The 22,509-nt window shown below is 72.3% G+C and carries 22 protein-coding genes; 15 read left to right on the top strand and 7 right to left on the bottom strand.

Annotated features, from left to right (window positions below; all coding sequences use genetic code 11):
• Positions 1-189: 189 nt before the first annotated feature.
• From gltB to pyk, 3 genes are read left to right on the top strand one after another with little or no spacing between them, the layout of a single operon-like run.
• On the top strand, positions 190-4,749 hold the full coding sequence (gene gltB / locus DZA62_RS08740) for a glutamate synthase large subunit (protein WP_116948467.1): 4,560 nt from the start codon (positions 190-192) through the stop codon (positions 4,747-4,749).
• On the top strand, positions 4,742-6,208 hold the full coding sequence (locus DZA62_RS08745; protein WP_116948468.1) for a glutamate synthase subunit beta: 1,467 nt from the start codon (positions 4,742-4,744) through the stop codon (positions 6,206-6,208). Before gltB ends, DZA62_RS08745 begins: the two co-directional genes overlap by 8 nt.
• A gap of 27 nt (positions 6,209-6,235) precedes the next feature.
• Positions 6,236-7,675 (top strand): pyruvate kinase, encoded by a 1,440-nt coding sequence (pyk, locus tag DZA62_RS08750; protein WP_116948628.1) that lies wholly within the window; start codon positions 6,236-6,238, stop codon positions 7,673-7,675.
• A 27-nt stretch (positions 7,676-7,702) separates the two neighbouring features.
• Here pyk and DZA62_RS08755 read toward each other — a convergent pair whose 3' ends face one another.
• A complete protein-coding gene (locus DZA62_RS08755) occupies positions 7,703-7,918 on the bottom strand; it encodes a hypothetical protein (RefSeq protein WP_116948469.1) in 216 nt (71 codons plus the stop codon).
• Positions 7,919-8,082: 164 nt separating this feature from the next.
• Here DZA62_RS08755 and DZA62_RS08760 point away from each other — a divergent pair, with 164 nt between their 5' ends.
• From DZA62_RS08760 to DZA62_RS08785, 6 genes are all read left to right on the top strand, one after another.
• Positions 8,083-8,721, top strand: a complete 639-nt coding sequence (locus tag DZA62_RS08760; protein ID WP_116948470.1) for a LysE family translocator — start codon at positions 8,083-8,085, stop codon at positions 8,719-8,721.
• A 47-nt stretch (positions 8,722-8,768) separates the two neighbouring features.
• Positions 8,769-9,632 carry an exodeoxyribonuclease III gene (locus DZA62_RS08765; protein ID WP_116948471.1) on the top strand — a complete coding sequence of 288 codons (864 nt, stop codon included), beginning with the start codon at positions 8,769-8,771 and terminating at the stop codon, positions 9,630-9,632.
• A 106-nt stretch (positions 9,633-9,738) separates the two neighbouring features.
• Entirely contained in the window at positions 9,739-10,089 is a 351-nt protein-coding gene (locus DZA62_RS08770) for an ArsR/SmtB family transcription factor (RefSeq protein ID WP_116948472.1), read from the top strand.
• Positions 10,086-10,592: an SRPBCC family protein gene (locus tag DZA62_RS08775; protein WP_116948473.1), complete on the top strand. Its 507-nt coding sequence runs from the start codon at positions 10,086-10,088 to the stop codon at positions 10,590-10,592. Before DZA62_RS08770 ends, DZA62_RS08775 begins: the two co-directional genes overlap by 4 nt.
• A complete protein-coding gene (locus DZA62_RS08780; RefSeq protein ID WP_116948474.1) occupies positions 10,592-11,212 on the top strand; it encodes a dihydrofolate reductase family protein in 621 nt (206 codons plus the stop codon). Before DZA62_RS08775 ends, DZA62_RS08780 begins: the two co-directional genes overlap by 1 nt.
• 190 nt (positions 11,213-11,402) lie before the next feature.
• Complete coding sequence (locus DZA62_RS08785) at positions 11,403-12,269, top strand: SigB/SigF/SigG family RNA polymerase sigma factor (protein WP_116948475.1); 867 nt, start codon at positions 11,403-11,405, stop codon at positions 12,267-12,269.
• Positions 12,270-12,292: 23 nt separating this feature from the next.
• On the opposite strand, the gene thrS is transcribed toward DZA62_RS08785, so the two are convergent.
• A complete protein-coding gene (gene thrS, locus DZA62_RS08790) occupies positions 12,293-13,540 on the bottom strand; it encodes a threonine--tRNA ligase (protein ID WP_269813858.1) in 1,248 nt (415 codons plus the stop codon).
• 211 nt (positions 13,541-13,751) lie between these two features.
• Here thrS and DZA62_RS08795 point away from each other — a divergent pair, with 211 nt between their 5' ends.
• Positions 13,752-14,345, top strand: a complete 594-nt coding sequence (locus tag DZA62_RS08795; RefSeq protein WP_116948476.1) for an NADPH-dependent FMN reductase — start codon at positions 13,752-13,754, stop codon at positions 14,343-14,345.
• On the opposite strand, the gene DZA62_RS08800 is transcribed toward DZA62_RS08795, so the two are convergent.
• Entirely contained in the window at positions 14,287-15,210 is a 924-nt protein-coding gene (locus DZA62_RS08800; RefSeq protein ID WP_116948477.1) for an AraC family transcriptional regulator, read from the bottom strand. The two genes, DZA62_RS08795 and DZA62_RS08800, sit on opposite strands and share 59 nt — an antisense overlap.
• 114 nt (positions 15,211-15,324) lie before the next feature.
• Here DZA62_RS08800 and DZA62_RS08805 point away from each other — a divergent pair, with 114 nt between their 5' ends.
• The gene (locus tag DZA62_RS08805) at positions 15,325-15,885 is read left to right on the top strand and encodes an NADPH-dependent FMN reductase (RefSeq protein WP_116948478.1); all 561 of its coding nucleotides are present in this window, start codon (positions 15,325-15,327) and stop codon (positions 15,883-15,885) included.
• 5 nt (positions 15,886-15,890) lie between these two features.
• Here DZA62_RS08805 and DZA62_RS08810 read toward each other — a convergent pair whose 3' ends face one another.
• Genes DZA62_RS08810 through DZA62_RS08825 form a run of 4 tightly spaced genes read right to left on the bottom strand, consistent with a single transcriptional unit; the run spans position 15,891 to position 20,897 of the window.
• Positions 15,891-17,495 carry a dipeptide ABC transporter ATP-binding protein gene (locus DZA62_RS08810; protein ID WP_116948479.1) on the bottom strand — a complete coding sequence of 535 codons (1,605 nt, stop codon included), beginning with the start codon at positions 17,493-17,495 and terminating at the stop codon, positions 15,891-15,893.
• Positions 17,492-18,310: an ABC transporter permease gene (locus tag DZA62_RS08815; RefSeq protein WP_198663553.1), complete on the bottom strand. Its 819-nt coding sequence runs from the start codon at positions 18,308-18,310 to the stop codon at positions 17,492-17,494. The genes DZA62_RS08810 and DZA62_RS08815 overlap by 4 nt, the downstream gene beginning before the upstream one ends.
• Positions 18,307-19,245, bottom strand: a complete 939-nt coding sequence (locus tag DZA62_RS08820) for an ABC transporter permease (protein ID WP_198663554.1) — start codon at positions 19,243-19,245, stop codon at positions 18,307-18,309. Before DZA62_RS08820 ends, DZA62_RS08815 begins: the two co-directional genes overlap by 4 nt.
• Positions 19,242-20,897, bottom strand: coding sequence for an ABC transporter substrate-binding protein (locus tag DZA62_RS08825; protein WP_157987555.1), 1,656 nt, complete (start codon positions 20,895-20,897; stop codon positions 19,242-19,244). The genes DZA62_RS08820 and DZA62_RS08825 overlap by 4 nt, the downstream gene beginning before the upstream one ends.
• Positions 20,898-20,991: 94 nt before the next feature.
• Between DZA62_RS08825 and DZA62_RS35590 the strand changes: the two genes are divergently transcribed.
• The 4 genes from DZA62_RS35590 (at position 20,992) to DZA62_RS08840 (ending at position 22,481) form a co-directional block, all read left to right on the top strand.
• Complete coding sequence (locus DZA62_RS35590) at positions 20,992-21,162, top strand: hypothetical protein (RefSeq protein WP_157987556.1); 171 nt, start codon at positions 20,992-20,994, stop codon at positions 21,160-21,162.
• A 355-nt stretch (positions 21,163-21,517) separates the two neighbouring features.
• Positions 21,518-21,640: a type B 50S ribosomal protein L36 gene (gene ykgO, locus DZA62_RS08830; protein WP_116948481.1), complete on the top strand. Its 123-nt coding sequence runs from the start codon at positions 21,518-21,520 to the stop codon at positions 21,638-21,640.
• Between the two features lie 32 nt (positions 21,641-21,672).
• Entirely contained in the window at positions 21,673-21,837 is a 165-nt protein-coding gene (gene rpmG, locus DZA62_RS08835) for a 50S ribosomal protein L33 (RefSeq protein ID WP_116948482.1), read from the top strand.
• A 35-nt stretch (positions 21,838-21,872) separates the two neighbouring features.
• On the top strand, positions 21,873-22,481 hold the full coding sequence (locus tag DZA62_RS08840; RefSeq protein ID WP_116948483.1) for a DUF1707 SHOCT-like domain-containing protein: 609 nt from the start codon (positions 21,873-21,875) through the stop codon (positions 22,479-22,481).
• Positions 22,482-22,509: the final 28 nt, after the last annotated feature.

A 22,509-nucleotide genomic window follows, 5' to 3' on the forward strand; every position in this document is an offset into this window, starting at 1 on the left:
GACCGGTCATCGGTGGAGAATCCGATGATCAACAGCGGGTTCGCGTCTGTGCCTATCGGCACCGTCGCCGATATCATGGAGAGACGCGACAACACACGACGGCCGAAGTGTTGTAATCTCCACGAAACTTCACGCACGGGCCAGAGCCGTCCCTGCACCCGCCGCCAGTCTGACGACGACGGGAGTGCCATGCGCCTCACGCCTCACCCCCAGGGTCTTTACGACCCGCGGTTCGAGCACGACGCCTGCGGCGTGGCCTTCGTGGCCACGCTCGACGGCGTGGCCAGTCGCGCGATCATCGATCGCGGGCTGACCGCCCTGAGCAATCTCGACCACCGGGGCGCCTCGGGCGCCGAGCCCGACTCCGGCGACGGTGCCGGCATCCTCATACAGGTGCCCGACGCGTTCTGCCGGGCGGTCGCCGGTGTCGAGCTGCCCGCCGCCGGGCATTACGCCACCGGGCTGGCCTTCATCCCCGACGACGACGCGCAGGACGCCGAGATCACCGAGGCCACCGCGCGCATCGCCGCCGAGGAGGGCCTCACGGTGCTCGCCTGGCGCGACGTCCCCACGACGCCGGGGCTGCTGGGCAAGACGGCGCGGTCGACGCTGCCGCGGGTGCGCCAGCTGTTCGTGGCGGCCGAGGCACGCCTCTCCGCCGAGGACGAGAATGTGGCAGGCGGCGACGTCCGTTCCATCAGCGGCATCGAGCTGGACCGCAAGGCGTTCGTGCTGCGCAAGCGGCTCGAGCGCAGCACGGAGGCGTACTTCCCGAGCCTGTCGTCGCGCACCATCGTCTACAAGGGCATGCTGACGACCGGCCAGCTGGAGCCGTTCTTCCCCGACCTCTCCGACGAGCGGCTGGCCAGCGCCATCGCCGTCGTGCACTCGCGGTTCTCGACCAACACGTTCCCGAGCTGGCCGCTGGCGCACCCGTACCGCTTCGTCGCGCACAACGGCGAGATCAACACCGTCCAGGGCAACCGCAACTGGATGCGCGCCCGCGAGTCCGAGCTGGCCAGCGACGTCATCAGCGGTGACCTGTCGCGGCTGTACCCGGTCATCGCGCCCGACGGCAGCGACTCCGCCAGCTTCGACGAGGTGCTCGAGCTGCTGCACCTCGGCGGCCGGAGCCTGCCGCACGCGGTGCGCATGATGATCCCCGAGGCGTGGGAGAACCACCAGGGCATCCCGAAGGCGCGACGCGACTTCTTCGAGTTCCACAGCACCATCATGGAGCCGTGGGACGGCCCGGCGGCGGTCGTCTTCACCGACGGCAGCCTGGTCGGCGCGGTGCTCGACCGCAACGGTCTGCGCCCCGGCCGCTACTGGATCACCGACGACGGCCTGGTCGTGCTCGCGTCCGAGGCCGGCGTCCTCGACCTCGACCCGTCCACGGTGGTGCGCAAGGGCCGACTCGAGCCGGGCCGCATGTTCCTCGTCGACGTCGCCGGCCACAAGGTCATGGACGACGACGAGGTCATGGACAAGCTGGCCGCGGCCGAGCCCTACGGCGAGTGGCTGCACGCGGGCCTGATCCGCCTGGGCGACCTCCCCGAGCGCGAGCACGTCGTGCACACCCACGCCAGCGTCAGCCGGCGCCAGCAGACCTTCGGCTACACCGAGGAGGAGCTGCGGCTGCTGCTCGTGCCCATGGCCAAGGCCGGCGCCGAGCCGATCGGATCGATGGGCACCGATACGCCCATCGCGGCGCTGTCGAACCGGCCGCGGCTGCTGTTCGACTACTTCTCGCAGCTGTTCGCGCAGGTCACGAACCCGCCGCTGGACGCCATCCGCGAAGAGCTGGTCACGTCGCTGGCCGGCACCATCGGTCCCGAGGGCAACCTGCTCGATCCCGGGCCGGCGTCGTGCCGCCAGCTGGTGCTGCCGTTCCCGGTCATCGACAACGATCAACTCGCCAAGATCATCCACACCAACCGCGACGGCGACCTGCCCGGCTACGCCACCCACGTCATCCGGGGCCTGTACGACGTCGCGGGCGGGGGAGCGGAGCTCGGCCGCCGGCTCGCGGAGATCAGCGCCGAGGCGTCGAAGGCCATCGAGTCCGGCGCGCGCATCATCGTGCTGTCCGACCGTAACTCCGACACCACGCTGGCGCCGATCCCGTCGCTGCTGCTGACGTCCGCGGTGCACCACCACCTCATCCGCGAGAAGAGCCGCACCAAGGTCGGCCTCGTCATCGAGGCCGGCGACGTGCGCGAGGTGCACCACGTCGCGCTGCTCATCGGCTACGGCGCCGGCGCGGTGAACCCGTACCTCGCCATGGAGAGCGTCGAGGACCTCGTGCGGCAGGGCACCCTGCTGCCCGACGTCAGCCCCGAGAAGGCCGTCGCCAACCTCATCAAGGCGCTCGGCAAGGGCGTGCTCAAGGTCATGAGCAAGATGGGCGTCTCGACGGTCGCGTCCTACACCGGGGCGCAGATCTTCGAGGCGGTCGGCCTGGCCCAGGACGTCGTCGACCGGTACTTCACCGGCACCACGTCGCGACTGGGCGGCATCGGGCTCGACGTCGTCGCCGAGGAGGTGCGCCGCCGGCACGCGCGGGCGTACCCCCGCGGCGGCAGCGCCACCCGGCACCGCAAGCTCGAGGTCGGCGGCGAGTACCAGTGGCGGCGTGAGGGCGAGCCGCACCTGTTCGACCCCGAGACGGTGTTCCGGCTGCAGCACTCCACCCGGGCCGGCCGCTACGACGTCTTCAAGCAGTACACCGAACAGGTGAACGAGCAGTCGAAGCGGCTCATGACGCTGCGCGGGCTGTTCACGCTGAAGACCGGCGAGCGCACGCCCGTCCCGATCGACGAGGTCGAGAGCATCGAGAGCATCGTCAAGAGGTTCTCGACCGGCGCCATGTCGTACGGCTCCATCAGCAAGGAGGCGCACGAGACCCTCGCCATCGCGATGAACCGCCTCGGCGGCAAGTCGAACACCGGCGAGGGCGGCGAAGACGCCGACCGCCTGTACGACCCCGAGCGGCGCAGCGCCATCAAGCAGGTGGCCAGCGGCCGGTTCGGCGTGACGTCGGACTACCTGAGCAACGCCGACGACATCCAGATCAAGATGGCGCAGGGCGCGAAGCCCGGCGAGGGCGGCCAGCTGCCCGGGCACAAGGTGTACCCGTGGGTCGCGCGCACCCGGCACTCCACGCCGGGCGTCGGCCTCATCTCGCCGCCGCCGCACCACGACATCTACTCGATCGAGGATCTCAAGCAGCTCATCCACGACCTCAAGAACGCCAACCCGCGGGCCCGCATCCACGTGAAGCTGGTCGCCGAGGTCGGCGTCGGCACGGTCGCGGCGGGCGTCTCGAAGGCGCACGCCGACGTCGTGCTGATCTCCGGTCACGACGGCGGCACCGGCGCGGCGCCGCTGACCAGCCTCAAGCACGCCGGTGGCCCGTGGGAGCTGGGGCTGGCCGAGACGCAGCAGACGCTGCTGCTCAACGGCCTGCGCGACCGCATCGTCGTGCAGACCGACGGCCAGCTCAAGACTGGCCGCGACGTCGTCGTCGCCGCGCTGCTGGGCGCCGAGGAGTACGGCTTCGCCACGGCGCCGCTGGTGGTGTCCGGCTGCGTCATGATGCGGGTCTGCCACCTCGACACCTGCCCGGTCGGCGTCGCCACGCAGAACCCCGAGCTGCGCAAGAAGTTCACCGGCCGGCCCGAGTTCGTCGTCAACTTCTTCGAGTACATCGCGCAGGAGGTGCGCGAGTACCTCGCGGACCTGGGTCTGCGCAGCCTCGACGAAGCCATCGGGCGGGCCGACCTCCTCGACACCGAGGCCGCGGTCGGCCACTGGAAGGCCGCCGGGCTCGACCTCTCGCCGATTCTGCACGTGCCCGACCTGCCCGACGGCGCCGCCCGGCGCCAGGTGGTCGGCCAGGACCACGGCCTGGAGAAGGCGCTGGACAACCAGCTGATCGCGCTCGCCACCGACGCCCTCGAGCAGGGCGAGCCGGTGCGGGTGAAGCTCGAGGTGCGCAACGTCAACCGCACCGTCGGCACCATGCTCGGCCACGAGGTGACCAAGCGCACCGGCGGCGCCGGGCTGCCCGACGACACCGTCGACGTCACGTTCACCGGCTCGGCCGGCCAGTCGTTCGGCGCCTTCCTGCCGGGCGGTGTCACGCTGCGGCTGGAGGGCGACGTCAACGACTACCTCGCCAAGGGGCTCTCCGGCGGGCGGGTCGTGGTGCGCCCGGACCACGCGGCCGTCTTCGCCGCCGAGGAGAACATCATCGCCGGCAACGTCGCCGCCTACGGCGCCACCGGCGGCGAGCTGTTCGTCCGCGGCCTGGTCGGCGAGCGGTTCTGTGTGCGCAACTCCGGCGCCACGGCCGTCGTCGAGGGGGTGGGCGACCACGCGCTGGAATACATGACCGGCGGCACCGTCGTCATCCTCGGCGCCACCGGCCGCAATATCGCCGCAGGCATGTCCGGTGGCACGGCGTTCGTGCTCGACCTCGACACCAGCCGGGTCAACCCCGACATGGTCGAGGTCGAGACGCCCGACGCCGGCGAACTGGCCCGGCTGCACGGCATCATCGAGAAGTACCGCGACGAGACCGGCTCGGTCGTCGCCGAGGCGCTGCTGGCCGACTGGCCCGCCTCGATGACCCGGTTCTCGCTCATCATGCCCACGGACTACAAGCGAGTGCTCGCCGCCAAGGCCGCCGCCGAGCGCGAAGGACGCGATGTGGACGTCGCGATCATGGAGGCGGCGCATGGCTGACCCACGAGGCTTCCTCAAGACGCAGCGCCAGGGCGCCGAGGCGCGCCCGGTCGAGGAGCGGCTGCGCGACTGGAACGAGGTCTACCCCGCTCCGGGCATCGGCCGCACACTGCTGCCGATCATCGTCGAGCAGGCCGGGCGCTGCATGGACTGCGGCATCCCGTTCTGCCACCACGGCTGCCCGCTGGGCAACCTCATCCCCGAGTGGAACGACCTCGTCTGGCGCGACGACTGGAAGGTGGCGGCCGAGCGGCTGCACGCCACCAACAACTTCCCGGAGTTCACCGGTCGGCTGTGCCCGGCGCCGTGCGAGGCGGCCTGCGTCGTCGCCATCGCCGACGACGCCGTCACCATCAAGAACGTCGAGGTCTCCATCATCGACAAGGCGTTCGACGAGGGCTGGGTGGCGCCGCTGCCGCCCGAGCGGCTGACCGACCGCACGGTGGCCGTCATCGGCTCCGGCCCGGCCGGCCTGGCCGTCGCCCAGCAGCTGACCCGCGCCGGGCACACGGTTGCCGTCTACGAGCGGGCCGACCGCGCCGGGGGGCTGCTGCGCTACGGCATCCCCGAGTTCAAGATGGAGAAGAAGCACCTCGACCGCCGGCTCGACCAGATGCGGGCCGAGGGCACCATCTTCCGCACCGGCGTCGAGGTCGGCGCCGCCATCACCGGCAAGGAGCTGCGGTCGCGCTACGACGCCGTCGTGCTGGCCGTGGGCGCCACCGACTGGCGCGACCTCCCGATCCCCGGCCGCGAGCTCGACGGCGTCCACCAGGCCATGGAGTTCCTGCCGCAGGCCAACCGCAGCGCGCTCGGCGAGACCGTCCCCGGCCAGATCACCGCCGAGGGCAAGCACGTCGTGATCATCGGCGGCGGCGACACCGGCGCCGACTGCCTGGGCACGTCGCACCGGCAGGGCGCGGCGTCGGTCACGCAGCTCGAGATCATGCCCGAGCCGCCCGGCGCCCGGCACACGTCGACGCCGTGGCCCACCTGGCCGCTCATGCTGCGCTCGTCCAGCGCCCACGAGGAGGGCGGCGAGCGCGTCTACGCCGTCTCCACGCTGGAGTTCACCGGCCAGGACGGCCGCGTCACGGCGCTGCGGCTGGTCGAGGTCGAGCGGACGTCGTCGGGCTTCGAGCCGGTGCCCGGCACCGAGCGCGACCTCCCCGCCGACCTCGTGCTGCTGGCCATGGGCTTCGTCGGCCCGGAGAAGTCGGCGCTGGTCGAGCAGCTCGGCGTCGAGCTCGACACGCGGGGCAACATCGTCCGCGACGACTCCTTCGAGACGACCATCCCGGGCGTCTTCGTGGCCGGCGACGCCGGGCGCGGCCAGTCCCTCATCGTGTGGGCCATCGCCGAGGGCCGATCGGTCGCGGCGGCGGTCGACCGGAAGCTGACCGGAGTCGACCGGTTGCCGTCCCCGGTCTCGCCCACCGACCGCCCGCTCGCGGTGTGAGCCTGAGCATGAGTAGTGTTGGCGGACGTGCGTAGAGCGAAGATTGTTTGCACTCTTGGTCCAGCGACCGACTCGCCGGAGCGGCTGCGGGAACTGATCGACGTCGGCATGGACGTCGCCCGGTTCAACCTCAGCCACGGGAGCCACGCGGAACACGAGGAGCGGTACCTGCGGGTGCGCAAGGCGGCCACCGAGGCCGAGCGCAACGTGGGCGTCCTCGTCGACCTGCAGGGCCCCAAGATCCGGCTCGGTGAGTTCGCCGGCGGGTCGGCCGAGCTCGAGGTCGGCCAGACCTTCGTCATCACGGTCGAGGACGTCGACGGCACCGCCGAGCGGGCGTCGACGACGTACAAGGGGCTGCCCGGCGACGTCACGGCCGGCGACACCGTGCTCATCGACGACGGCCGGCTCGCGCTCGAGGTCACCGAGGTCACCGACACCGACGTCGTCACCACGGTGGTCATCGGCGGCAGGGTCTCCAACCACAAGGGCCTCAACCTGCCCGGCACCGCCGTCAGCGTGCCGGCGCTGTCCGAGAAGGACATCGAGGACCTCCGGTGGGGGCTGCGCATCGGCGCCGACATGATCGCGCTGTCGTTCGTCCGGTCGGCGTCCGACGTCGACGACGTCCACCGCATCATGGCGGAGGAGGGCGTGCGGCTGCCGGTCATCGCGAAGGTCGAGAAGCCGCAGGCGGTCGAGAACCTCGCCGAGATCGTCGACGCCTTCGACGGCGTCATGGTCGCCCGCGGCGACCTCGGCGTCGAGCTGCCGCTGTGGGACGTCCCGCTGGTGCAGAAGCGTGCCGTCGAGCTGTGCCGGCGACGGGCCAAGCCGGTCATCGTCGCGACCCAGATGCTCGACTCCATGATCACCAACCCCCGTCCGACCCGCGCCGAGACCTCTGACGTCGCCAACGCCGTCCTCGACGGCGCCGACGCCGTCATGCTGTCCGGCGAGACCAGCGTCGGCGCCTATCCCATCGAGACCGTCGCCACCATGGCGAAGATCGTCGAGACCGTCGAGGACCACGGGCTCGAGCGCATCCCGCCGCTGGGCACCCAGCCCCGCACCAAGGGCGGCGCCATCACCAAGGCCGCCGTCGAGACCGGTGCCCTGCTGGGCGCGAAGTACCTGGTCGCGTTCACGCAGAGCGGCGACTCCGCGCGCCGGATGGCCCGGCTGCGGCCCGACATCCCGCTGCTGGCGTTCAGCCCGCTGAGCGCCACCCGGCACCAGCTGGCGCTGTCGTGGGGCATCGAGGCCTTCACCGCCGAGCACGTCGACCACACCGACGAGATGGTCAAGCAGGTCGACCGCATGCTGCTCGAGCAGGAGCGGTGCCGTCGGGGCGACCTCGTCATCATCGTCGCCGGGTCGCCGCCCGGTATCCCCGGCTCCACCAACGCCATGCGCGTCCACCGCATCGGCGACGCGGTCGGCAAGGTCGCGCCGGCTTACCACTGACCGGCTGACACCGCGGCCGGCCGACGCTCAGGCGTTGGCCGGCTGCAGCACTTCATCGAGCTGGCCTTCCTTGGCCGACTCGACGATGACCCGGAACTGGGCCAGGCTCATCTGCACCCGCTGACCGAAGTCGTCGGTGATGACGACGCGACGCTCCGGGGGAGCGTTCTGGTCGAGGAACAGCTCCGGACACCCGCAGTCGCAGTTGCCGCAGAACGTCGCGATGTGCTGGAGACGGTCCATGGGCGGCCTCGTTTCTCGCGCTCGGAAAGTGCAGCTGCTCCTTTCGGACGATAACCGAATCGGCCGCTCGGCGCACAGTCTTGTTCCCGAATGTGGGGACGCGTAAAATGCGCCCTGGCTGTCGCCGGTAATTCGTCCGATTTCGCCCCGGGTGAGGATGATCCGTGACCATCGGGCAAGCGTTGCTCTCGTTCTCCGTCGTCGCCGCTCTCCTCACCGTCATCCCCGGGCTCGACACCGCGTTGGTGCTGCGCGCCGCCGTCAGCCGCGGCCGTGCGCACGCCGTCGCCGCCGCGCTGGGGATCGGCGCCGGCTGCCTGGCGTGGGGCGTGGCCGCGGCCGTGGGTGCGTCGGCGCTGCTGGTGGCATCGGAGACGGCGTACCGCGTGCTCACGCTGGCCGGTGCGGTCTATCTGGCCGGTCTCGGTGCGCACCTGCTGTGGAGCAGCTTCCGCCGCCGCGACGACGACGAGTCGCCGGCGGCCGAGTCGTCCGGCCGCGGCTCGTTGTGGGGCTCGTGGCTCACCGGACTGGGCACGAACATCCTCAATCCGAAGATCGGCGTGTTCTATGTGGCGACCATTCCGCAGTTCATTCCCGACGGCACCTCGCCGCTGCTGATGGGAATTCTGCTGGCGGTCGTGCACAACGCGATCGGAATGATCTGGTTCGCGTTCGTCATCGGCGGCGCCGGATTCATGGTGCGGGCGCTGGGCCGGTCCCGGTTCGCCCGGGTGGCCGACCGCGTGACGGGGGTCGTGCTGGTCGGTTTCGGCCTGCGGCTGGCGCTGCAGCACCGCTGACGCCGTCGCCGTCGAACGTGTCGGCGGACGCCGCTACGGTAGGTCCGGTGAGAGTCGCCACCTGGAACGTCAACTCCGTCAAACAGCGCCTGCCGCGGCTGCTGCCCTGGCTCGACCAGCGCCGGCCCGACGTCGTCTGCCTGCAGGAGACCAAACTCGCCGACGACCTCATCGAGGATCTCCTCGGCGCCGAGCTCGAGAAGCGCGGCTACCAGGCGGCCTACCACGGTGAGGCGCGCTGGAACGGCGTCGCGCTGTTCTCCACGGCCGGCCTCGACGACGTCGTGGTCGGGCTGCCCGGCGGGCCGGGCTTCCCGCACCAGGAAGCGCGCGCGGTCTCGGCGACGTGCGGGGGAGTGCGGGTCCACTCGGTGTACGTCCCCAACGGCCGCGAGCCGGGCTCCGACCACTACGCCTACAAGCTCGAGTGGCTGGCGGCGCTGCGGGCGCAGGTCGAGGCCGGCCCCGACGCCGTCATGGTCTGCGGCGACATGAACATTGCGCCCGCCGACGCCGACGTATTCGACCCCGACGCCTACGTCGGCCAGACCCACGTCACCGAGCCCGAGCGGGCCGCCCTGGCCGACCTGCAGTCCGCCGGCCTGCGCGACGTCGTCCGCGACCGCTGGCCGTCCGAGCGCGTGTTCACCTACTGGGACTACCGCGCCGGCATGTTCCACAAGGACCTCGGCATGCGCATCGACCTCGTGCTGGCCGGCGCGCCGGTCGCCGGTCGCGTCGCCGCCGCCTGGGTCGACCGTCACGCCCGCAAGGGCACCGGTCCCAGCGACCACGCCCCGGTCATCGTCGACCTCGACGACGCCCCCGACGGCGACATCGGCCCCGTCGTGCCCCCGCCGTCGGCCGCCGCGCCCCGCCGCGGGTCGGTGAAGCTGCCGCAGTCGAAGTGACCCTCGGGCCGCCCTGGCCGAGGTGCGCGAGGTGGCCGAGTACACCTGGCCGCGGCCTGTTCTGCTCGGCCTTTGACGCATGCCGATATCGGCATATGATGACGGCGTGGCACGAGCAGCGACGACGTCGGACGTGTTCAACGCGATCGCCGAGCCGCAGCGCCGGGAGATCCTGGTGCTGCTGCGGTCGGGTGAGCGGCCGGTGACGGAGCTGGCCCAGGAGCTGGGGATGACCCAGCCGGGGGCGTCCAAGCACCTGCGCGTGCTCCGGGAGGTCGGGCTGGTGCGCGACCGCAAGGTGGGCAAGCAGCGCCTCTACGGCCTCGACGCGCGCGGGCTGCGACCGGTCCACGAGTGGGCCGGAGGGTTCGAGCGGTTCTGGAACGAGAGCTTCGACCGGCTGGACGCCTATGTGCGGAACCTCGAGCAGGCAAGGAACGAAGGAGCAGCCGAATGAGTACGACGGGACGGAACCTGCCGGCGCAGCCGGGGACCGCCGACCGCGAGATCGTCGTCTCCCGCACCATCGAGGCGCCGCGGGAGCTGGTGTTCGAGGCGTTCACCGAGGTCCGGCACCTGTCGCGGTGGTGGGGGCCGGACGGCTTCACCACGACCACGCGGGCGTTCGAGTTCCGCGTCGGCGGGGCGTGGGACTTCGTGATGCACGGGCCGGACGGCACCGACTACCCCGAGTGGATCACCTGGACCGCGATCACCCCGCCGGAGCGGATCGAGTTCCTTCACGGCGAGTCCCGCGACGACCCGAACGCCTTCGAGTCGGTCCTGACCTTCGAGTCCGACAGCGCGGCGACCCGGATCCGGATGCGCACGGTGTTCCCCACCCAGGAACTGCGCGACGAGGCGGTCGAGAAGTACCACGCGGTCGAGGGTGGGCAGCAGACTCTGAGCAACCTGGCCGCCTACGTCGCGGAGCACCTTCGGAAGGGAGCGGGGAGCTGATGGCCGGCAAGGTGTTCTTCAGCGTGTCGATGTCGCTGGACGGCTTCATCGCGCCCGAGTCCCTCTCGGAGCTGATGGGGCGGCAGTGGGTGGAGCTGCAGGCGTGGATGTTCCCGCTGCGGTTCACCCGCGAGAACCTGAAGCTCGGCGGAGGCGGTGAGGACGGGCGCGACAACGACATCGCGCGGGAGACGTTCGAGCGCACCGGCGCGAGCGTGATGGGCAAGCGCATGTTCGACGCCGGCGAGGAGATGTGGCCCGAGGAGGCGCCGTTCCACACGCCGGTGTTCGTCGTGACGCACGAGAAGCGTGATCCCTGGGACCGGCCGGGCGGTACCACCTTCCACTTCGTCAACGACGGCGTCGAGTCCGCACTCGACCGGGCCCGCGGGGCCGCCGGCGACCGCGACGTCCGCATCGCGGGCGGCGGCGTGACGATCCTGGAGTACCTGAACGCGGGCCTGATCGACGAGTTCTCGGTCGCGCTGTCACCCGTGCTGTTCGGCTCGGGAGTCCGCCTGTTCGAGGGCGTCGACGCGGGTCGCGTGGCCTTGGAGCCGCTGCGCACCGAGGCGTCCCCGAGGGTGACGCATCTGACCTACGCCGTCCGGGAGCGGTAGGCGCACCGCCCTGCGCCCGTGGGACGCCTGGTCGCGCCGGCCGCCGTTCGATCTCTGCGGATCGGTTGACATCGGCCGGGAAATGCGAGGAGATGGAATTCTCACAATGGCCGGGCGCGTCCCGTTGCCCGGCCGTGGAGCCCGTGGTCAAACAGCGTGCCACCTGCTTCGTTTGCGAAGGGGTGTGTGCATGCCGACTCGAACCTCGTCCGATTCGTCCCTCGGCCAGACGCGTCTCCGTCCCGATCGGCAGGACCGATGGCGCGAGCGGCGCGAGCATGACGACCTCACCAACGATCTCCTGCGCCGGGCCGCCCGCCTGTCCGGTCGCGACCGGCAGCGCGCCATCGAGGACGTCGTCGTCCGTAACCTGGGGCTGGCCGAGGCGATCAGCCGCCGCTATGCGGGGCGCGGCATCGATGCCGAGGACCTGCACCAGGTGGCCAGCGCCGGCCTGGTAGCCGCCGCCCAGCGCTTCGACGCCGATCGCGGCGGCGACTTCCTCTCGTTCGCCGTCCCCACCATCGTCGGAGAGGTGAAGCGGTACTTCCGCGACCACGGCTGGACCGTGCGCCCACCCCGTCGCATCCAGGAGCTCCGGGCGTCGATGGCCGCGGCGGCGGAGGAACTGTCGCAGACCCGCGGCACCCTCCCGACCGCGGCCGAGCTGGCCGCCCATCTCGGCGCCGATCTTCCGGAGGTCCTCGAGGCCGGCCGCGCGGGCGACTGCTACGCGGCGGTCTCCCTCGACCATCCCACCCTCGACTCCGACGGCGACGGCGCTACCCTCGGCGACCTCCTTGGCAGCGCCGACCCCGGCTATGCCCACACCGAGGCCGTGGCGACCCTCGCCGCCGCGTGTCGCGCCCTGTCCCCGCGCGACTCGCGCGTCCTCTACCTGCGCTTCTTCCGCGGCCTCACCCAGCAGGAGATCGGCGACGAGCTCGGCGTCACCCAGATGCAGGTGTCCCGGCTGCTGATCCGCATCCTCCGGCGGCTGCGCACGAAGATCGGTGAGCTCGAACCCATGGCGGCGGCCTCCGAATCGTCTCCGTGATCATGGGCACGTGCGGGTGGTCGTCACCAGAGGTCGGCGGAGTGGGTGGAGACGTGGGCCGCGAGGCGGGCGATCGCCTCGGCGGCCGGTAGTGGGTCGAGCCGGCGGCCGTCGCGCAGCCGCAGCGCCACCTCGTCCGCGGCGGCCTCGCGCGGCCCGACGACCCCGACGTACGGAGCCGGCCGGGCGGCGTTGATGCGGGCGCCGACGCTGTCCTGCTCCGCGCCGGCGACCTCCACTCGCAGCCCGGCGTCGAGAGCGCGACCGGCCAGAGCGCGCGCGGCCGCGTCCTGGCCGGAGCCGACTGGCACCAGCACGACCTGGACGGGCGCGAGCCACGGCGGGAACGCGCCTCCGTGCACCTCGATGAGCTGCGCGACCGCCCTCTCCAGGCTGCCGATGATGCTGCGATGGACCATCACCGGCCGGTGCTGCCCACCGTCGGCGCCGACGTACCCGAGGTCGAACCGGGACGGCTGATGGAAGTCGATCTGGACGGTGGACAGGGTCGACTCGCGGCCCGCGGCGTCGGCGATCTGGACGTCGATCTTGGGGCCGTAGAACGCCGCCTCGCCCTCCTCGGCCTCGTACGACACCCCGGATGCGGACAGCGCCTCCCTCAGCAGCGCCGCCGACCGATCCCACTGCACCGATGAACCCGCGTACTTCCCGCCGGCACCGGGTAGCGACAACCGCAGCCGGGCCGGCCGGATCCCCATGGCGCGATGCGCGTCGCGGATCAGCTCCAGCGCGGCCGCCGCCTCCTCGGCCGCGGAGTCGACGGCACAGAACACGTGCGCGTCGTTGAGCTGGATCGACCGCACCCGGGTCAGCCCGCCGAGCACGCCGGACGGCTCGGAGCGGTACATGCCGCCGAGCTCGGCCAGCCGCAGCGGCAGCTCCCGGTACGAACGGCCGCGGGACCGGTAGATCAGCGCGTGGTGCGGGCAGAGGCTCGGCCGCAGCACGAGCGACTCCCCGCCGACGGGCATCGGCGGGAACATGTCGTCGCGGTAGTGCGACCAGTGGCCGGAGAGCTCGTACAGCTCGCGTTTCGCCAGCACGGGGGAGTGCACGTGCTGGTAGCCGGCCCGCCCCTCGACGGCGTGGACGTACTGTTCGAGCTCGTGCCGAACGGCGGCGCCGGCCGGCAGCCAGTAGGGCAGGCCGGCGCCGATGAGCGGGTCGGAGCCGAACAGCTCCAGCTCGCGGCCGAGTTTTCGGTGGTCGTGCATCGTGGTCTCCTCGGTGAGGGCGAGGCGAGTGACCACACGGCGACGCCGCGGGGGCACTCGCCCCGGGCATCGTCGGACAGGAATCAGCGCGCCGGGACGGTCTCCGGCGTCGTCGTCACATGAGCGCGCTGCATGGCGGTGACGGTAACATCCGGCCGGTGCCGCCCGCGCGGGAGTTTCTGACCCCTGCACCAAATCCTACTGAATTGATAGGATAAGGCCACCGACGCCGACCGAGGAGGCCGCCATGCCGGTTGAGCAGCACGATCGCCCCATCGACCTGGTGGTGCTGACGGCGGGGACAGCGCCGTCGTCGCGCATCCGGGCGGTCGCTGCGGCCTTCGCGGTCGAGCTGGCCGGCCGGTTGCCGCGGCCGCCGGTCTGGCGCGACGTCGTCGACCTCACGGAGCACGTGCCCGACCTCGCCGGCGTCCCGTCGGCACGGGTCGCCGAGCTGGTCGACACGGTTCTCGCGGCCGACGTCGTGGTGCTGGCGACGCCGGTCAGCCGCGCGTCCTACACCGGTGTGCTCAAGCTCTTCCTCGATCGCCTGCCCGACGACGCCCTGGCCGGCACGGTCGTGATCCCGGTGACGCTGTCGCACGACGCTGCCGAGCGGCAGGCCGCCGACCTGCAGCTGCGCCCCGTCCTCGACAGCCTAGGCGCCGCACTGCCGGTCGCGTCGTTCGTCGTCGACGAGGGAGAGCTGGCCGACGTGGCGGTACTGGCCGACGCCTGGGCGCGCCGGCACGCCGGGTTGCTGGCCGCGGCTGTGATGGAGCTCAGGCGGCCGTCCGCTCGTTGCGATACCGGCCCGGCGGCCGGGCGTACTCGCGCTTGAACGCGGCCGCGAACGCGAACTCCGACGTGTAGCCGACCCGGCGGGCGACGGAGCCGACCGGCAGGTCGGTCTCGGCCAGCAGCCGCGCCGCCGTCGTCATGCGCCACCAGGTGAGGTACGCCAGCGGCGCGCTGCCGATCAGGGTGGTGAACCGGCGGGCGAACGCCGCCCGCGACAGTCCGGCCACCGCGCCCAGCGACTCGACCGTCCACGGCCGCTCCGGGCTCGCGTGCATGGCGGCGAGCGCCGCGGCGACGGCGGGGTCGGCCAGCGCCGCGCCCCACCCGGTGGGGTGCGCGCCCGCGCAGGTCTCGTCGCTGAACCAGGCCCGCAGCAGGTACAGCAGCAGCACGTCGAGCAGGGCCGGCACGACGGCCTCGGAGCCGGCCTCGGCGGCGTCGACCTCGCGGCCGAGCAGCTCGACGGCGGCGCGCAGCGACGGGTGCCGGCCCAGCCGGTTCGGCAGGTGCACGACGTCGGGAAGCGCGGCCAGCATGGGATGCGGGCGGTCGCGGTCGACGAGGTACTGGCCGCACAGCACGACGAGCTCCGGCGTCGCCGACTGCGCACCGGCGGTGAGCACGCGGTGCCCGGGATCGCCCGCGCAGAGCTCCGCGAGCGGCGTGCCGGGCGCGTCGGAGAGTCCGTGCCCGGTGCCGTGCGGGAACAGGACGACGTCGCCGGCGCTCAGCGCGATGGGCTCGCCGGACTCGGGACGCAGCCAGCACGACCCCTGCAGCACGACGTGGAAGGCGGCGCCGCGCACCGGCGGATAGCCCCAGCCCCACTCGCCGGCTCCCTGCAGCCGGAACGAGCGCGGCCGCCCGGTGCGCATGACGGAGACGACCTGGCTCAACGGGTCCATGGCGCCACCCTACGGCGATCGTCTCGCTCGCGGCTCGGCCGCGAGACGATCGCGCAGGACGGCGAGACGTCCGCCCATGGCCACGGCCCGGGTGGAGTTCCTAGCGTCGAAGGCATGACACGCATCGCGATCATCATCGGCAGCACGCGGCCGGACCGGGTCGGTCCCACCGTCGCCCACTGGCTCCTCGACCTGGCCAAACAGCGCGGCGACGCCGACTACGAGCTGGTCGACCTGGCCGATTTCGACCTCCCGCACCTCGACGAGCCACTGCCGGCGTCGACCGGTCAGTACACCCGCCCGCACACCCTTCAGCTGGCCGAGACGGTCGCGTCGTTCGACGGCTTCGTCTTCGTGACGCCGGAGTACAACCACTCCTACCCGGGCGTCCTGAAGACCGCCATCGACCTGGTCTACGCCGAGTGGCAGCACAAGGCGGCGGGCTTCGTCGGCTACGGCGCCGACGGCGGCATCCGCGCGGTCGAGCACCTGCGCGGAGTGATGGGCATGGTGCTGGTGGCCGACGTCCGCGCGCAGGTGGCGTTGTCGCTGTACGACGACTTCACCGACTTCGTGCGGCCCACGCCGCGGGAGCGGCAGGCGGCGCTGGCAGGGACGATGCTCGACGAGCTGGTCGCCTGGGCCGGCGCGCTGGCGCCGCTGCGCGCGGCCTGACCGCGTCACACTCGCAGCACGGGGACGGCGGCCAGCAGGTCGCGGGTGTAGGGGTGCCGCGGATCGGCGAACAGCGCGTCCGCGGCGCCCTCCTCGACGATGTCGCCGTCCTTCATGACGACGACCCGGTCGCAGATCCGCCGAACGACGCCGAGATCGTGCGAGATGAACAGCATCGTCAGCCGGCGCTTGCGGGACATCTCCCCGAGCAGGTCGAGGATCTGTGCCTGCACGGTCGCGTCCAGCGCGGACAGCGGCTCGTCGCAGACCAGCACGCGCGGCGACGTGATCAGCGCGCGGGCGATGGCCACCCGCTGCCGCTGGCCGCCGGACAGCTGGGCCGGCGTCCGCTGGAGCAGCTCCGGTCCGAGCCCGACCTCGGCCAGCAGCTCGACCACCCGGTCGTGCCGCTCGGCCCGGCGCAGCGGCGTGTGCAGGATCAGCGGTTCCTCGACGATGCCGCCCACCCGCGAGCGCGGATCGAACGAGCCGTACGGGTCCTGCGGGACGAGCCCGATCTCGCGCCGCAGCGGCCGCCGTCGCGCCTCGGTGAGCTGCGAGAACGGCTGCCCGTCGTACTCGACGACGCCCGCGGTGGGCGGCGTGAGCCCGAGCAGCAGCGCCGCCAGCGTGCTCTTGCCCGAGCCGGACTCGCCGACGACGCCGGTGACCAGGCCCTCCGGGAGGTCGAGATCGGCGGAGCGGACGGCGACCAGCTCGCCGCCGCCGGGCAGCCGGTAGGTCTTGCGCAGGCCGCGTCCGGTGAGGACGGGAACCCGCGGCGCCTCGTCGGACGCCGGGTCGGCCACCGCCGGTCCGCGCGTCACGGCGGCCAGCAGGTCGCGGGTGTGCTGGTGTCGCGGCGCCCGCAGGACCTCGTCCACGGGGCCGTGCTCGACCACCCGGCCGCCGTGCATGACCAGCACCTCGTCGGCCAGCTGGGAGACGACGGCGAGGTCGTGCGAGATCAGCAGGATGCCGGTCCCGGCGTCGCGCAGCTGCCGCAGCACGCCGAGCACCTGCGCCTGCACCGTGACGTCGAGCGCCGTCGTCGGCTCGTCCGCGATGAGCACTCCCGGCCCGGCGGCGATCGACGACGCGATCAGCGCCCGCTGCCGCAGTCCGCCGGACAGTTCATGCGGATACTGCCGAGCGCGCAGCTCCGGGTCGGGCACGCCGACGTCGGCCAGCAGCTCACGGGCCCGCACCACGCGCTCGGACCGCCCGGCCAGCCGGTGCTCGCGCAGCACCTCGCCGACCTCGGAGCCGACCCGCTTCAACGGGTCCAGCGCCTGCAGCGCGTCCTGCAGGACGAAGCCGATGCGCCGGCCACGGATCCTGCGCCAGCCGCGCTCGGACAGCGACCGCAGGTCGGCGCCGTCAAGCGTCAGCTCCTCCGCCCCGACGGCCGCACCCCCGCCCACCAGCCCCACCAGCGCCCGCGCCGTCACCGACTTCCCGGACCCGGACTGCCCGACGATCGCCACGACCCGCCCCGCACGCAGCTCGAACCCGACGTCGTCGGCCGCCGGAGCGTCGGCGCCGGGGAAGCGCACCGACAGCCCGCGCACCCGCAGCAGCGGCGCCTGAGCCGCGCCCGTCGCCGTCATGCCGTCCTCCGGTCGAACCGCGCCTTGAGCCGCCGCCCGACGAGGGTGACGCTGACCACCGTCACCGTCAGCACGAGGCCGGGGAAGAACCCGGTCCACCAGGCGTGCGCCAGCAGGTCGCGGGCCGCCGCCAGCATGAGGCCCCACTCGGGGGCCGGCGGCTCCGGGCCGAGGCCGAGGAAGCTCAGCCCCGACGCGGCGATGATCGACGTGCCGATGCCGAGCGCGGCCAGCACGACCACCGTCGTCAGCGAGTTCGGCAGGATCCGCCGCAGGATGTACCGGCGCGGCGGCGACCCGATCGCGACGGCCGACGTCACGTAGCCGGCGCCGCGCACGACCATGATCTCGGCGCGGGCCACCCGGGCGAAGCCGGGGATCGCGGCGATCCCGATCGACACCAGCACGTTCACCGTCCCCTTGCCGAAGAACGCGATCACCACCAGGGCGAACAGCAGGTTCGGGAAGGCCAGCAGCACGTCCAGCACGCGCAGCAGCGCCGCGTCCAGCCAGCGCGGCCCCAGCGCGCCGAGCGCGCCCAGCAGCACGCCACCGGTCGCGCCGATCGCCGTCGCCCCGATGCCGACCAGCAGCGACGTCCGCGCCCCGTGCACCGTCCGGGCATAGACGTCGCGGCCGAGGTTATCGGTGCCGAACGGGTGGTCCAGGCTCGGCGGGCGCAGTGCCGCGGCGAGGTCGTTCGTCAGCGGCGACTGCGACGTGAACAGCCCCGGCCAGGCGGCCATCAGCGCCAGCACGACGAGCACGGCGACCGGCAGCGCGACGCCCGCGGCCCGCAGCACGCGCCGCGTCACGACCGTGTCCCCAGCCGCGGGTCGACCAGCCGGTACACGACGTCCAGCACGATCGTGATCAGCACGAACACCAGCGCCGACAGCAGCACCAGCCCGACGATCAGCGGGATGTCCTGGTTGACGACGGCCTGCAGCGTGAGCCGGCCGAGCCCGGGCCGGCCGAACACCGCCTCGATCAGCACCGCGCCGCCGACGACCCCGCCGACCACCCAGCCGCCCACCGTCAGCGCCGGGATCGACGCGTGCTTGAGCAGGTGCCGTGCGGTGACGGCGAGCCGGCTCAGCCCGCGGGTCCGGGCGGTCAGCGCGAACGGCTGCCGCTCGGCGTTCTCCGCGGCCTCGCGCAACACCTGGGAGAGCAGTCCGAAGATCGCGATCCCCATGGTCAGCGCCGGCAGGACCAGTGCGCGCAGACCACCGTCGGAGAACGCCGGGAACCAGCCGAGCCGGAAGCTGAGGAACGCCAGCAGCACGATCCCGACCCAGTACGCCGGCGCGGAGATCGCCACCACCTCGAGCACGACGGCCAGCTGCCGCGCGATGCCGGACCGGCCGGTCGTCAGCACCGCGAGCACCGTCGCCAGCAGGGCCGCCACCAGCAGCCCGGCGGCCGCCAGCTGCAACGTCGGCGCCAGCTGGTCGCGGATCAGGTCCGCGACCGGCTGCTGCAGCAGGTAGGACCGGCCGAGGTCGCCGCGTGCGAGGTTGCCGACGAACGTCAGGTACTGCGCCGGCAGCGGCCGGTCCAGCCCGAAGTCGGCCCGGACCTGCGCCCGCAGCTCCTCGGTGACCAGCAGTTCCTGCCCCAGGATGACGTCCTCCGGGTCGCCCGGCACCGCGTGCATGGTGAAGAACACCGCCGTCGCGGCGCCCCACAGCACGACCAGCGCCGAGCCGGCCCGGCGCAGGACGGCGACGAGGACGCGGGCGGTCACTGGGCCTGGTCGAGCCAGACGTCGAAGAACGACCACGGCACGCCCGGCGCGTCGAAGTGCACGCCGTGCACGCCGGCGCTGGTGCCGAGCAGGTACGTCGGGACGTAGACCGGGATCGCGACGCTGCCGTCGCTGAGCCGCTGCTGCACCTGGGCGTAGAGGTCCGAGCGCTGCGCGGGGTCGGTGGCGCGGGCGGCGTCACCGAGCAGCTGGTCGACGTCCGGGTCGGCGAGCTGGGTGTAGTTGACCCCGCCGCCCGACGGCGTCAGCGTCGACCGGTAGGCCAGGTTCAGCATGTCGCCCTCGGCCCGCGACTGGCTCATGTCGGTGAGGTCGTAGTCGCCGGCCTGAGCGCGGGCGGTGAACGTGCCGGGATCGAGCGTCTCGCGCTGCAGGTCGATGCCGAGCTCGAGGGCGGCGTCCTGGATGCCCTCGCCGAGGACGTCGCGCTGCTCGCGGATCCACGCCTGGTTGACGATCCAGGCGGCCTCCAGCCGCTCGCCGTCGCGAACCCGGATGCCGTCGTCGCCCGGGACCCAGCCGGCGTCGTCGAGCAGCTGCTGTGCGGCGGCGAGGTCGTGGCCGTACTCGCCCTCCAGCGACGCGTCGTACGCGTTCGCCGTCGCCGGGGTCAGCAGGCTCCACGCGCGCGGGAACAGGCCGTGGTACAGCGACTCGACCAGCGTGTCGTAGTCGACGCCGACCCGCAGCGCCTCGCGGACGGCCGGGTCGGCGAACGGGCCGGTGGCGGTGTTGAGCTGCAGCGAGTACGGGATGCCCGGCGCCTCCGCCGTCAGCACGTCGGTCTCGCCGCCGCGCAGGTTCGCGACGTCGACCGGCGGCACGTTCGACACCAGGTGCGCCTGGCCGGACGAGAGCGCGCCGACGCGGGTCGAGTTCTCCTGGATAAACGTCACCTGCACGCCGTCGAGATGGGCCGCGCCCGTGTGGTCGGCGTTCTCCGGCGCCCAGTCGTAGTCGTCGTTGCGCTCCAGGGTCCAGCTCTGGCCTTGCACGTAGGCCGCCGAGCGGAACGGCCCGGAGCCGACGATCGCCTCGCCGCCCGCGCACAGCTGCTCCGGCGTGTACTGCTCGACGGACGCGGGAGAGACGATCGAGACGATCGGCATGCTGAGGATCTGCAGCAGCGGCGCGTACGGCTCGGTCAGCTGGACCGTGACCGTCCGCGGGTCGGTGGCGGTGGCACTCTCGTACGGGACCGACGGAGCCAGGTTGATGCCGGAGGCGATCCAGCGGTCGAGGTTGAACGTCACGGCCGCCGCGTCGAGCGGGGTGCCGTCGTGGAATGTGACGCCGTCGCTCAGGTGGAAGGTGTAGGTCGTGCCGTCAGGGCTGACCTCCCACGTCTCGGCCAGCCAGCCGTGGAACTCGCCGTCGGGCGTCAGCCGCACGAGCGAGTCGAGGACGTTGCGCAGCAGCGTCTGCGACGCGATGGTCGACTGCTGCTGCAGGTCCCAGCAGGTCGGCTCGACGTCGGTGACGTAGTTCAGCACGCCGCCCTGGGCCGGCTCGCCGGCGGCGTCCGGAGTGGCGCTCTGGCCGGTGCCGCCGCTGTCCCCGCCGGAGCAGGCCGCGGCCATCGTCAGGACCGCCAGGACCGCTCCCAGCCGGGCCGGCATTGCGCTGCGCACGACAGTTCCCCCATGTGGTCGGACGGGTCTACGCCGCGTAGCGTAGTTTGCCCATTGAAATACTAGGAAATTGGTGGACGGCGCGTCTCGGCTCGTGAGACCGTCCGCGCTGGGCGGCGCCGCGCTGATCGGCATGCACGAAGGGCTGGCATACATGTGGCGCACGCCGTGGCTGCTGGCCACTCTGCTGTTCGCCAGTGTCGACTTCTTCGTGTCCATCTCGCTCATGCCGGTATCCATGGCGCTGGCCGGTCCGATCTCCTAGTTCATCGGCCTGCGGGCAACGTTCGTCATCGCCGGCGCGGTGGCGGCCGTCGTGCCCGACCTCCATAGCGAGAATCGCGCGGAACGGGCGCCGGGGCCGCCGAGGTGGCGTTCTTGCTATGGAGGTCGGCCGGGGCGGCCTCAGTCGACGGTGTCGTCGCGCGTGAGCTGCGGGACACGGTCACGGTGGGGCCTTCTTCGCGGTCGTGGCCTGCGGGGACGTGTCGTCATCCTGCGGGGACGCGGTGGCGGCGACGTGACCGCCCGGCCGCGAGGAGGCGACTGGACCGTGAACGCGGGAACATCGGCGCGGTCCTGTACGTTATGGGAATCGTTCTCATAGGGAAGGGGTCGCGATGAAGGTGCGCAACTCGCTCAAGTCGCTCAAGAACCAGCCGGGCTCGCAGGTCGTGCGCCGGCGTGGCCGGCTCTTCGTCATCAACAAGCAGAACCCGAGGCTGAAGGCCCGGCAGGGCTGAGGCCGTCTCACTCACGTCTGGAAAGGACGCCCATGGCACGCACCGACCTGCGCCCCGTCGTGAAGCTCCGCTCGACGGCCGGCACCGGCTACACGTACGTCACCCGGAAGAACCGCCGCAACGACCCCGACCGCATGGTGCTGCGCAAGTACGACCCGCTCGCCCGGCGGCACGTGGAGTTCCGCGAGGAGCGCTGAGCCACCCGGCCGGGCCGCGGTCGTAGGATCGCGGCATGGCCGATGACGACGCCGCTCGGCGTGCGGTGCAGCGCGTCTCCGACGCCGAGCGCGAGAAGATCGCCGAGCGCATCCGCACGGCGGCCGCCGACGGCCGGCTCGGCCTCGACGAGCTCGACGACCGCCTGGGTTCGGCCCTGGCCGCGCGCACGCGTGGTGACCTCGACGCCGTCGTCGCCGATCTCGGTGACGACGGCGTCGCCGCGCGTCCGGCCGTGGAGCAGATGGTGATCCGGGCCCAGGGCTCGCCCGTCCAGCGCTCCGGCCCGTGGGTCGCGCCGGCGCGCATCATCGTCAAGGCGTCGATGTCGTCGGTGCTGCTCGACTTCACCGAGGCGACGTTCGCTGCCGACGGCTGCCGCGTCGAGCTGGAGCTGTCGGCGTCGTCGGTGCAGATCGTGGTGCCCGAGGACGTCGCCGCCGACGCCGACGTCGAGTCCCGCTTCTCCAGCGTCAACGTCAGGGTGCAGGCGCCGCCCGTCGAGCCTCGCGCCGTCATCCAGGTCGTGGGCACGGCGAGCATGGGCAGCGTCGACGTGCGGAGGCCGGGCTGGCGCCGTCGCCGCAAGCTGCGCAAGGCGCTAAGGACTCGTCAAGGCTCTTGACGACGGTGTCCCGCGGGGCGTTGATGGA

Source organism: Jiangella endophytica, assembly GCF_003427025.1.
Taxonomy (GTDB): domain Bacteria; phylum Actinomycetota; class Actinomycetes; order Jiangellales; family Jiangellaceae; genus Jiangella; species Jiangella endophytica.

Excerpts from the sequence above, each read along its gene's own strand:
- DZA62_RS08775 (WP_116948473.1), top strand. The coding sequence starts at position 10,086 with ATGAGTACGACGGGACGGAACCTGCCGGCGCAGCCGGGGACCGCCGAC.
- DZA62_RS08785 (WP_116948475.1), top strand. The coding sequence starts at position 11,403 with ATGCCGACTCGAACCTCGTCCGATTCGTCCCTCGGCCAGACGCGTCTC.
- ykgO (WP_116948481.1), top strand. The coding sequence starts at position 21,518 with ATGAAGGTGCGCAACTCGCTCAAGTCGCTCAAGAACCAGCCGGGCTCG.
- DZA62_RS08745 (WP_116948468.1), top strand. The coding sequence starts at position 4,742 with ATGGCTGACCCACGAGGCTTCCTCAAGACGCAGCGCCAGGGCGCCGAG.
- DZA62_RS08810 (WP_116948479.1), bottom strand. The coding sequence starts at position 17,495 with ATGACGGCGACGGGCGCGGCTCAGGCGCCGCTGCTGCGGGTGCGCGGG.
- DZA62_RS08795 (WP_116948476.1), top strand. The coding sequence starts at position 13,752 with ATGCCGGTTGAGCAGCACGATCGCCCCATCGACCTGGTGGTGCTGACG.
- DZA62_RS08840 (WP_116948483.1), top strand. The coding sequence starts at position 21,873 with ATGGCCGATGACGACGCCGCTCGGCGTGCGGTGCAGCGCGTCTCCGAC.
- DZA62_RS08805 (WP_116948478.1), top strand. The coding sequence starts at position 15,325 with ATGACACGCATCGCGATCATCATCGGCAGCACGCGGCCGGACCGGGTC.
- rpmG (WP_116948482.1), top strand. The coding sequence starts at position 21,673 with ATGGCACGCACCGACCTGCGCCCCGTCGTGAAGCTCCGCTCGACGGCC.
- DZA62_RS08755 (WP_116948469.1), bottom strand. The coding sequence starts at position 7,918 with ATGGACCGTCTCCAGCACATCGCGACGTTCTGCGGCAACTGCGACTGC.
- gltB (WP_116948467.1), top strand. The coding sequence starts at position 190 with ATGCGCCTCACGCCTCACCCCCAGGGTCTTTACGACCCGCGGTTCGAG.
- DZA62_RS08800 (WP_116948477.1), bottom strand. The coding sequence starts at position 15,210 with ATGGACCCGTTGAGCCAGGTCGTCTCCGTCATGCGCACCGGGCGGCCG.
- DZA62_RS08780 (WP_116948474.1), top strand. The coding sequence starts at position 10,592 with ATGGCCGGCAAGGTGTTCTTCAGCGTGTCGATGTCGCTGGACGGCTTC.